The organism is Verrucomicrobiota bacterium, from assembly GCA_016871535.1.
GTDB lineage: Bacteria > Verrucomicrobiota > Verrucomicrobiia > Limisphaerales > SIBE01 > VHCZ01.
The window spans coordinates 1-8,602 of record VHCZ01000260.1 but is presented as its reverse complement, the minus strand read 5'-3'; the positions used below and the strand labels follow the sequence as shown (position 1 = coordinate 8,602).

At 59.5% G+C, this 8,602-nt stretch carries 6 protein-coding genes and 1 pseudogene; 4 read left to right on the top strand and 3 right to left on the bottom strand.

Features of this window, described 5'->3' with window-relative positions; genetic code table 11:
• A partial coding sequence (locus tag FJ398_23055) for a hypothetical protein (GenBank protein MBM3840783.1) occupies positions 1-310 on the bottom strand: 310 nt, incomplete at its 3' end.
• Between the two features lie 70 nt (positions 311-380).
• On the opposite strand from FJ398_23055, the pseudogene FJ398_23050 reads away from it, so the two are divergent.
• Positions 381-503, top strand: a pseudogene (locus FJ398_23050) (oxidoreductase).
• Here FJ398_23050 and FJ398_23045 read toward each other — a convergent pair.
• On the bottom strand, positions 500-1,810 hold the full coding sequence (locus tag FJ398_23045) for a glucose-1-phosphate adenylyltransferase (protein MBM3840782.1): 1,311 nt from the start codon (positions 1,808-1,810) through the stop codon (positions 500-502). The pseudogene FJ398_23050 and the gene FJ398_23045 sit on opposite strands and share 4 nt — an antisense overlap.
• A 503-nt stretch (positions 1,811-2,313) precedes the next feature.
• Between FJ398_23045 and FJ398_23040 the strand changes: the two genes are divergently transcribed.
• Together FJ398_23040 and FJ398_23035 are read left to right on the top strand one after the other, a co-directional pair.
• A complete protein-coding gene (locus tag FJ398_23040) occupies positions 2,314-4,536 on the top strand; it encodes a hypothetical protein (GenBank protein ID MBM3840781.1) in 2,223 nt (740 codons plus the stop codon).
• 28 nt (positions 4,537-4,564) lie between these two features.
• Complete coding sequence (locus FJ398_23035; protein MBM3840780.1) at positions 4,565-6,589, top strand: hypothetical protein; 2,025 nt, start codon at positions 4,565-4,567, stop codon at positions 6,587-6,589.
• A gap of 404 nt (positions 6,590-6,993) precedes the next feature.
• Here FJ398_23035 and FJ398_23030 read toward each other — a convergent pair whose 3' ends face one another.
• A complete protein-coding gene (locus FJ398_23030) occupies positions 6,994-7,542 on the bottom strand; it encodes a hypothetical protein (protein MBM3840779.1) in 549 nt (182 codons plus the stop codon).
• A gap of 26 nt (positions 7,543-7,568) precedes the next feature.
• Between FJ398_23030 and FJ398_23025 the strand changes: the two genes are divergently transcribed.
• On the top strand, positions 7,569-7,931 hold the full coding sequence (locus tag FJ398_23025; protein ID MBM3840778.1) for a hypothetical protein: 363 nt from the start codon (positions 7,569-7,571) through the stop codon (positions 7,929-7,931).
• Positions 7,932-8,602: the final 671 nt, after the last annotated feature.

The following is an 8,602-nucleotide window of genomic DNA, read 5'->3' as shown; positions in this document are numbered from 1 at the left end:
CAACGCAGGCCACGGACAAAAGACCCGCCGCCCGGAGGGTTTTCGCGCCAAAGGCCGCCTGGCTTCGTTGCTCCTCAGTCGAAGATCCAGGGAGGATATTCTCCTTCGTTGCGCCTCGCCATCCGGCCTTTGGCGCGAAAACAAGACCCCGCGGAATTTTCGGACACGCTCTTAGGGTTGCGCCGAATTTTGCCTGGGGCTGCGTTGCTCCTCGGTCACAGCCCCACTGGCGGGGGATGCTCGCTCGTCGCGCCTTGCCCCAGGCCAAATTGGGCGCAACGAACGTGAGCGTATTTACGAAACGGACCACTAAGTTGGCCGAAATGATGACGGCTGCCCCATGCGCCTGACAGTTTATCAGGTTGACGCTTTCACGGATCAAAGCTGAATTCACAGCTTTCCAAGCTTCCGCGCGAGGCGGCGTCGTGAAAGTGCGCGTGGCTGGAGACCGTGTGTTCCTCGGTGGGAAGGCCGTAACCGTGCTGCGGGGTGAATTGGTCTAGATCACCGTTCCGTGCGGGATGGCTCCGTTCTTCGGAATGATCACGATGCCGTCCCGGATGTAGTAAAGCGGGTGATCGAAATCCTTGGGCTTGTCCGCCGGGGAGATCGAGCAATGGCTTCCGATCCGCGCATTCTTGTCGATGATGGCATTTTCGATGCGGGTATTCCGACCGATGCCAATGCGGGGCCGTCCCTGAGCTTCATTCTTGGAGATCGACCCTGCCGATTCGTAAAAATCGTTCCCCATCACGACGGTTCGTTCCAGGTGACAGCCCTGTTCGACGACGCTGCGTATGCCGAGCAGGCAATGGCGGAACGACGAATGGTTGATGATGCACCCGTCGGAGATCAGCGAGTGCTCGAAGTTTCCGCCGTTGATCTTTGAAGCCGGCAGATAGCGCGGCTGCGTGAAAATCGGCGCGCTCATGTCGAAGAAATTGAAGCGAGGCAGAACGGACGTGATTTCCAGGTTCGCTTCAAAAAACGTCCGGATCGTTCCGATGTCCTCCCAATAACCCTGGAACACATAGGCAAAGACGCGGTGCGTGCCGATCGCGTCCGGGATGACGTGCTTGCCGAAGTCCATCAAGTCGTCATCGAGCAGTTGGACGATCACCTCGCGGTTGAACACGTAAATCCCCATCGACGCCAGGAACAGCTCGGCGTCGTCCTCGATTCCCAGCACGGGGTACATGTCGCGATCGAGCTGCAGGCTCTCCTGAACGGCCGGATCTTTCGGCTTTTCCACAAACCGATTGATCCGCAAATCCGGGCCGATCTGCATGATGCCAAACCCGGCGACGTCGCGGCGCGGCACGGGAATGGTCGCGACGGTGACATCGGCTCTCTTCTTCACGTGCTGATCCACAATCGCGCGGTAATCCATGCGATACAACTGGTCTCCGCTCAGGATCAGGAGGTAGTCGAAGGTGTGGCCGAGGAGATGAATCAAGTTCTTGCGCACGGCATCGGCCGTGCCTTCATACCACGAAGTGTCCGTCAGCGTTTGCTCCGCCGCCAGGATTTCCACGAAGCCCCGGGAGAAATGATCGAACTTGTAGGAGAGGGCGATATGGCGGTGCAACGAGGCCGAATTGAATTGGGTCATCAAATACATCCGCTTGTAGCCCGAATTGATGCAATTCGAGATCGGGATATCGACCAACCGGTATTTGCCTCCGAGCGGCACGGCTGGCTTGGCGCGGTCCTTGGTCAACGGAAACAAACGCGTGCCTTGTCCTCCGCCCAGGATGACCGCAAAAACGCCGTCGGGGCCAATCGAACTCTGCCTTTGCTCCTGTAACATAGGGTTGCCTTTCGCCAAAGAACGGCCCTTTTTAACCAAAGCCTCCGCAGCCGCGCAAGCGGCATCCATTGTTCGGATCGAGAGCATTTCATGCGCGAGAACTCGCGCAATTCGTGTCAACGGAGCCTCGCGTCCACTCCATTCGTGTCCCTACAGCGCAGCAAAAAAGGAGAAAAGCTGGCCAAGGGGCGGGTAGTGCGCTTTTCCACGTTCTGCGATCTTGGCCGCGATGGATGCGAAGAATGAAATGGGCAGTAAAGGGACAAGCCTGAATCCGGGGCGACATCCGGTGACGGGCCTCTTGCATCCAGCATTTACGTTGCCCGCAGACTCCGCAGATTTCCGTGGATTAGTTGTCGACCACAAAAAGGAGGAATTTGGCGCTCTGGTGGAAATCTGCGGACTTCTGCGGGCAACGACAAGCCTAAATTAGCGGCGCCAGCGACGATTCTTGATTGAGCAAGGACGGACGCGGTGTGCCCGGAGCGCGGCAAAATCAGAGTATGCCATTCGTTCAACACTCGAACTTCGCCCGGCCTTTGCTGAGATTCCTCGGCTCGCTGGGATTGGCGATGATCCTCCTGGCCGTCATCATCGTAGCCTGCGCGGTGGGCACGGTGGCGGAATCCCGATTCGATACCGCGATGGCCCAGGCCTACGTCTATGACGCGCCCTGGTTCATCGCGTGGCTGCTTCTGCTGTGCGTCAATCTGATCTGCGCGGTGCTGCTGCGGTATCCGTGGAAGCCGCACCACCTCGGTTTCATCATCACCCACGCCGGGATTGTGGTGATGCTCGTCCGAGCGATGATCGGGCGCACCTGGGGCGTTGAAGGGTTTGTGACCTTGTTCAAAGGAGCGAAGCCGGTCGATTCGCTCGTCTTGAATCAAACGGTCTTCGAGGCGAGTGCGCCGGGATTGGGCGAGCGCAAATCCAGGTTGGTAAATCTTGACGTTCGCCCCCCCACGGCGAAGCGTCCCGTTCAACTCAAGCTCAAGGACGTTCAGGTCGCTTTGGTCGATTACGCCAAAGAACTCGGTGTTTTGACGCGCGTCGAACAGACCGCGTCCAACGGTTCGCCGGCGGTGCGCCTGGTGTTCCAAAGCGCAATGGCTCCTCAGCCGATCTCGCAATGGCTGGTGCTCGGCGACGCGGCACGCGACACGATCGAGTTCGGCCCGGCGCAGATCCGATTTGCCTCGGGCGAAAGCGTGAAGCGCACCGGTGTTGAATTGAGCACAGCCGAAGCGCATGGTCTTCAACCTTCCTATGAACCTGACGCTAGGGCGAGCCTGTCCCCAGCAAGCCGAGTTGGACCTGTTCCACGCACGTCGATCGGCTCGCCGGGACGGACTCGCCCTACCGAGTTCATGGGGCGAGAGCATGGTTCTGAAACCAAGCAGGCTTCCCAGGAACCGAACCCCCTCACCCCATCCCTCTCCCCCAGTGGGGAAGAGGGTGTCCGCAGGACGGGTGAGAGGGAAATCCACGCGTCTTCTCCAGTTTCGTTGCCCAATTCAACAGCAGCCGACTCCAGCCAGGCGAAGAAGTCTCGGGAACGACATTTCGTCTTTGCCAAACTGCCCGATATGACGATGGCGCGCGCCCTGAGCGGCCCGCCGACCGGAATCAAAGCCGCCTTTCGGTTCGATCCCCAGGCGACGGAGGACAAAGATCGAAAGGGAACCCTGGAACTGCAAGTCGATCAGCGGCGCTTTGAGTTCGCGGTGAACCAAATCCTGGATCGTGATGTGCCTTTGTCCGGGACGGCCTGGACGCTGAATCGCGCGAAATTCCTGCCGGATTTCCGCCTGGAAAATAAGGAGGCCGTCAGTGTTTCCGACACGCCTATCAATCCAGCATTGGTGTTCGAGATTGCAGGGGTTGCCGCTTCCGGCAAAGCAGCCTCTCGCGACTGCGATCACGGGGAAGAAGGCGAGTGCGATCACTCCCAACAGAAAGCCTGTTCCCCCAAACCCGCGGAACAGGCCGCTTCCCCGCATGGAACCTCGCCCAGCGCCGGGCTGACGATTTTTTACGGGATCGACCAAAAGTTGCGCTTTGCGATCCGTTCAAAAGAGGGCAAGGCCGAAGAAGGAACCTTGGCGATCGGCCAGGATATCCCGCTCGGCCTGGCGGATTGGAAGATGCGGGTCGAGGAACTGATTGAACACGCCGCGGTCCGCGATGAACTCGCGCCGATGAATGAGGCCGGAGCGCAATCGATCAACGCCCCGGGCGTGCTCGTCCGGATGCGGCGCGGCGCAGAGATTCTCCAGCAATGGATCGCCTCCGGCGCGCCGGCGCACGCGTCGATCGGCAGCGAGAGGGTTCATTTTTCCTTTGGCCGCAAAGTGCGCCCGCTCGATTTCAGCGTGGCTTTGGACGACTTCGAGGTGGAACGCGACGAGGGGACGCAAAGCCCGGCAGGTTTCAAAAGCCACGTCCGCTTCATCGCCCCGAAGGACAACAGCACCCTCCAACGCGCGATCTGGATGAATCACCCGGCGGATTATCCGGATTTTCCCGGCGTGAGCTTGTTGGGCACGGCCTACAAGTTTTCGCAAGCGTCGTGGAATCCGAACGATCTTTCCCAGACGACGCTGCAAGTGGTGAAAGATCCGGGATGGTCCTTGAAATGGATCGGCTCGCTGTTGGTCTGCGCGGGAATCTTCACGATGTTCTACGTCAAACCTTACCCACGGCGAGCGGCTCATGTCGCTTAAATCGAACCTCCCATAGAAGTTCCGTTCAATGAAAACGCTTTGCTTTGATCCCATCATGAGAATTCCAGGCGCTCGTGTATCCCCTCCGTTAACGACGGTGGGGCGACGCTCCTGCGGAGCCTTTCTTCGATGGCATTGGCTCGGCGGGAGCCTCGCCCCACCTTCAACTGAGGGCATACGCGCTCGTTGGATAGACGCCGCCTTTCCCCTCACCCTGTCCCTCTCCCTCAGGGAGAGGAAACTCTCTTTCCCGCGGTGGCAGAAATCATGTCGTATCGGATTTCAGGATCCGCAGCGAAGCATTTCCCCTCTCCCCCAGGGAGAGGGCCGGGGTGAGGGGAAACGGGGCCTAAATCGAGAATCCGCACAGCTTCTCCGGGCCGGTCTGGTCTTCCTCGTGGCCCTTTGGCTTCCTTCGCTCCTGGCCGCCGAATTGAATTTCGATGACGCCGCGCGCATTGTGATTCAATCCGGCGGACGGAAAAAGCCGCTCGACACCTTCGCCAGCGAATCGCTCCAAACCCTCTCCGGTCGCCGCGCCTTGAACGATCCGCAAACCGGCCAGCGCATCCAGGCGATGGACGCCTTGATGTCCATGTGGAGCGGCAGCCGCGACTGGAAGGCGTTTCCGGTGGTCGTCGTTTCCGACGCGAATTTGAAGCGAACGCTCGGTTTGCCTGCGACCACGCGGTTGTTTTCCTTCGAGACGCTGGCCCAGAACCACGCGCTCGGCGAACTCGAGACGCAAGTTCAAGCCACGCGCCGGCGGGGAGAGGATCTGACCGCGCTTCAAAAGGAGGTCGAGACGGTTCTCTCGCGCCTCCATCTTTTGAATCAAATCGTGAGCGGTGAGGCTTTGACGATTGTTCCCAACTCGAAGGGCGCGAAGGCGCCCTGGGTCAGTCTCAAAGAGGCAGCCGCACCGCACGGCGAACCCGTGGGCCGCGAGCTAGGAGAATTGTTCCGGAAGGTCTCCGAGTCGTATCGCGCCAGCGACGCAAGCGGGTTCGCCTCGAACACACGCGAGTTCCGCTCCCGGCTTGCGGGGCTGGCTGCGGACGTGTATCCGGCGTCCGGCGCGATCGAACGCGAGGTTCACTACAATCGGCTCCATCCCTTCCGCTGGGCCTGGGTCCTTTACCTGGCGGCGTTTTTCGGATTGCTGATCTGGAAATCGATGCGCGCCGGCCTTGCGCTCTTCGGCGCGGGATTGGCTCTGCAAATTTACGGATTTGTTCTGCGAAGCTGGATCGCCGGACGCGCGCCCGTGACGAACATGTACGAATCGGTGGTGTGGGTGGCGCTCGGCGTGGCGGCCTTCGCGCTGATTTTCGCGCTGATCTATCGTTCCAAACTTTACGTGTTGACCGCGGCGCCGCTGGCGATTTTGGGATTGATCTTCGCGGACTCTTTGCCGTCGGTGTTCAACGCGAGCATTGGCCCGTTGCCGCCGGTGTTACGCGACAATTTCTGGCTCGTGACTCACGTCTTGAGCATCACGCTTGGTTACGCGGCATTCGCGCTGGCGATGGGACTCGGCCATGTGATCCTGAGCCTTTATCTGTTCAAACCCGCCGCGGTGAACGAGCGCTCGCAAATCCACCAACTGCTGTATCGCGCGCTGCAGATTGGCGTGCTGCTTTTGGCGATCGGCACGATTCTGGGTGGCGTGTGGGCCAATTATTCCTGGGGCCGCTTTTGGGGTTGGGATCCCAAGGAAACGTGGGCGTTGATCGCGCTCTTGCTTTACATTTTCGCGTTGCACGGCCGGCTCGCGGGATGGTGGGGAAACTTCGGCCTGAGCGTGGCGGCGGCGGTCTGTTTCAACGGCGTGTTGATGGCGTGGTATGGGGTCAATTTGGTCCTGGGCAAAGGACTGCACAGCTATGGATTTGGTGGAGGCGGGGTTGAATGGGTTGCGGGTTTGGTCGCGCTCGATCTGGTGTTTGTCGGCTACTGTGTAGCAGCGCGGCTGAGGAAGGGCGGCCTCCACCGAAAACTTTCCGCGCCGGCATCTGTGGGTTCGCCCGCGGTGCAAAGCAAGTCGGCCTGAGGGCGGGGAATGGGGAGGAGTATCGGAGTGGCGGGCAGAATCAGCGGGCAGGGACGGCGTGAGCGGGCGAGGAGAACGGCCTCGGTTCATTGGCCGAGGGCGTGGTTTTGAAACCAGAGAGACATCCCATGAACTGTTCCTACGGACCGTGGCCTTTAGGCCGCTTCAACGCTGGGCTCCGGAGAGTGCGCGGAAGCAGCCTGAAGGCTCCGGTCCGCACGGTTTTCTGTTCATGCACCTGACGGTAGGGCGATGAGCCGATCACTGGCACCCATCCATCGAAATCGCGACGGCCTACTTCTCGCTCGCGCGATAGAACTTGTAGGCGCCAGGCGCGGAGTTGTCCTGAATAGTGAGCAGGCCGCTGGCATTCGCCCGGTTGGTCGCGATCGGCATCCACGTGCTCAAGTCGCGCGAGCCTTCGTGTAGGAGAAATTCCTGATGCCAGTCAGCCGCAGACTCGCTCCCGTCCCGGTGATGGAAACCAGTTGCAGATGGGACGTCAAATAACTCGCGGCCCATTGAGCGCGCTCGCTCTTCGTGCTGCCTTTGTCCTGATGACAGCGGTAAGTGCAGGAGTTCGCCTGACTGTCCGCGCCGTATTTCTGCGAAATCTCGGGACGCATTGAGCTGAAGGTGTGGGTATGAAGCGCGCCGCGCAGGGAGGCGCTGTTCACGTTGATGACGTCGGGCATGTGGCAGTCGATGCAGTCCACCGCGGCCGCCTGGGCCTTGGGCGTGAAGTAATGCACGTGCTTGGGATCCGTCCCGGCGTGGCACGAAGTGCAACTGAAGCCGGCCTTGAGGCCTTCGCCGTCCCACTTCGCGAAGTTGGTGGCGCCCGCGTAGTTGTCATAAAGGACCACGCCATAGACGCCGTTGGTGGGAGCATTGGCGTTGGCGGGAATCCCTGCCGAAACCGTGTTAGACCCGACGTGTGCGGGTCGTGGCAACTCGTGCAAGTGACATTCTTCTCATAGTGCTTGGTGACGCGGAAACCTGGATAATTCACATCCAGATACTGCTGCCGATGCCGCTTGGACGTGCCGTCCGGGAAAAAGGACGACGCCGTGTCCGAGAGAGTTTGCGGGATGAATTTCAAGGTTTCCGGTTTGCCCGCTTCATAGCCAATCGGGAAATTGAATTGCTTGTTGGTGAAACTGCCCGTGGCCGCGCTCTCGGCGCGGATGTGGCAATGGCCGCAGCCTTCATTGGACTTGTCCTTGTGGCAGGTCTTGCACGTGGCGCTGCCAACGTACGTGGCGGCGGAAAGCGGCACGGCGAGTGCCAACACAGACACAAACGCGAGAAGGAATCCATGGCTCAAGGTTTGTCTGCGTGAAAATGAATCAGTGATCGGGATTTTCATGGCTTCCAGTCTGCAACCGATGCCCGGACGAGACCATGACCTCCAGATTACATTTTCGTCATCTTGGGGTTCGTTCTGAACAGGAGGTAACGGAGAAAACGGAGAGCGAATTCTCCGGAGAAGCTGCGCGCACTGAACCGAGAAACCCCGAAGCCGCAACCCGATTAACCACGGATCACGCGGATTAGCGGATAAAACCAGGACGCCCAACTCCGCTCCACTCTCATCCGCGTCCATCCGCGAAATCCACGGTCAAAGGTCTTCGCAAACGTGAGCGCAGTGGGACGGCCGGCAGTGCAAAGAACGCAGAAGGGAAGAGAATAACCACGAAACACACGAAAGTTCCAAATCTGGCGGCATCGCGAAGGATTGGACGGCATAAACGGCCATGCGGCTAAAAACATTTTGACGCTGCCCTGTCTGAATGAAGAGCATTAGCGTCCTGGCCGGGGGCCGATCCAGGTAATCCTCGCCGCACGGCCTGATCAGGGCTAAGTGGTCCATTTCATAAATACGCTCACGTTCGCGGCAAGGGATTTTTCGGCCAGACGAGGCGCGAGCGACGAGCATATCCCGAAGTGGATCTGTAAGGAGCAAGCAACGAAGTCTGGCGAAAAAGAACTGCCGCCCTTCGGGTTGCGCCG